Source organism: Streptomyces sp. ADMS (assembly GCF_033441795.1).
Taxonomy (GTDB): Bacteria; Actinomycetota; Actinomycetes; order Streptomycetales; family Streptomycetaceae; genus Streptomyces.
The window spans coordinates 1-1,635 of the sequence record NZ_JAVFVX010000298.1; the positions used below are offsets into that span (position 1 = coordinate 1).

Here is a 1,635-nt window from a genome sequence, read left to right on the forward strand (position 1 = left end):
TCCCGACCGCGGCGGTGGCACTGACGAGTGCCTTCGTGAGAGCTCGCATGCTGTTTTTCCCTCCGTTGACGTGCGATGAACGGAACCGACCGCACCGGCTGGCTCCGCAACGAGACTGCGGCTTCGGCGTGCTGTCCGGCCACCGTTGACGCAGAAGTGGCCTCATCCCGGGACATCCCAGGCGCTGACCTGCTGAAACGTTGACCGCCGAGTCCTTACGGCGGGACGACCGCTAGCGGGCGATGGCCGATTCTGCAGGAGGGCGGGTCGTGTCCCTCGTCGTGGTGTTGGGGATCAACCGGTGGGCGTGTTCGGAGTGTTGGGCAGCGCCGGGGCGCTTTCGGGGAGTTCGCGGTAGATCTCGCCCATGCTGCCTTCGGGAAGGTAGCGGCGGGGGAAGGCAATCCATTCGTCGTGCATCTCGAAGAGCACGGCGGTGACCAGCCGGATGAGCGCGTCGTCGTTGGGAAAGACCTGGACGACGTCGATCCTGCGCTTGATCTCCCGGTTCACCCGCTCCAGCGGGTTCGTCGACTGGATCTTCTTCCAGTGCCTGGGCGGGAAGTCCGCGAACGCGGTCAGATCCTCCTTCGCGTCCAACAGCATCGCTTTGACCTTGGGGAACTGGGCGCCGAGCATGTCGGCGACGGTGTCCAGCTGAGTGCGCACGAGGCCGGCGGTGGGCTGGGTGAAGACCGTGCGGATCGTCGCGGCGACCATTTCACCGGAATCCCGGTCGATCACACTGAAGACATTGCGCAGGAAATGAACCCTGCACCGCTGCCAGGCGGCGCCCAGCATCACCTTGCGGACCGCGGCGACCAGTCCGGAGTGCTGGTCGGTGACGACCAGGCGGACACCGGACAGGCCGCGCTCACGCAGCGAGCGCAGGAACTCCTTCCAGAACGCCTCGCTCTCGCTGTCTCCCACCATCAGCCCGAGGACCTCGCGGCCTCCGTCCTCGGTGATGCCGGTGGCGACCACCACGGCCCTCGAGACGATCTGATGGTTCACCCGCGCTTTGCAGTAGGTCGCGTCCAGGTAGACGTAGGGGAAGCGGACGTGATCCAGCGGGCGGGTGCGGAACGCGGTCAGCGGCTCGTCCAGCGCCGCGCAGATCCGCGAGACCTCCGACTTCGAGATGCCGCTGTCCCCGCCGAGGGCTTTGACCAGGTCATCGACCCTGTTGCCCATTGGTAGTTGAGGGCTGACAGCGGCTTGGCGGTGCTGGCAGGGTTGGTGGTGCGGCCGGTTCTTTCCTGATCCCCGGTCGTTGGGGTGGGGTGGGCGTGTCGATGGAGCCGCGGTCGTGGCCGGAGCCGGATTCTGTGGTGGCGCGGGCGGTGCGGGCGGTGCGGGCGAGGAACTACGGGCGGCAGGTGCCGTTGCCGGTGGCGGTGCGCGACCGGCTGGGGGAGCTGTTCCCGGACGAGGAGTTCGCGCAGGCCTTCGGTGCGAGGGGGCCGGCGGGCTGGTCCCCGGGCCGGCTGGCGTTGGTGACGGTGTTCCAGATGGCGGAGAACCTGACGGACCGCCAGGCAGCTGAGGCGGTGCGTGACCGGCTCTCGTGGGCCTACGCCCTCGGGTTGGAGCTGACCGACACCGGCTTCGACTTCACCGTGCTGTCCCAGTTCC

At 67.8% G+C, this 1,635-nt stretch carries 1 protein-coding gene and 1 pseudogene; one reads left to right on the forward strand and one right to left on the reverse strand.

Features of this window, described 5'->3' with window-relative positions; translation table 11 throughout:
- Positions 1-294 precede the first annotated feature (294 nt).
- A pseudogene (locus RB628_RS40505) lies at positions 295-1,185 on the reverse strand (IS256 family transposase); the annotation flags it as partial.
- Positions 1,186-1,295: 110 nt separating this feature from the next.
- Between RB628_RS40505 and RB628_RS40510 the strand changes: the two are divergent.
- Positions 1,296-1,635 (forward strand): transposase (locus RB628_RS40510; protein ID WP_318325649.1); only part of this gene is annotated, 340 nt, incomplete at its 3' end.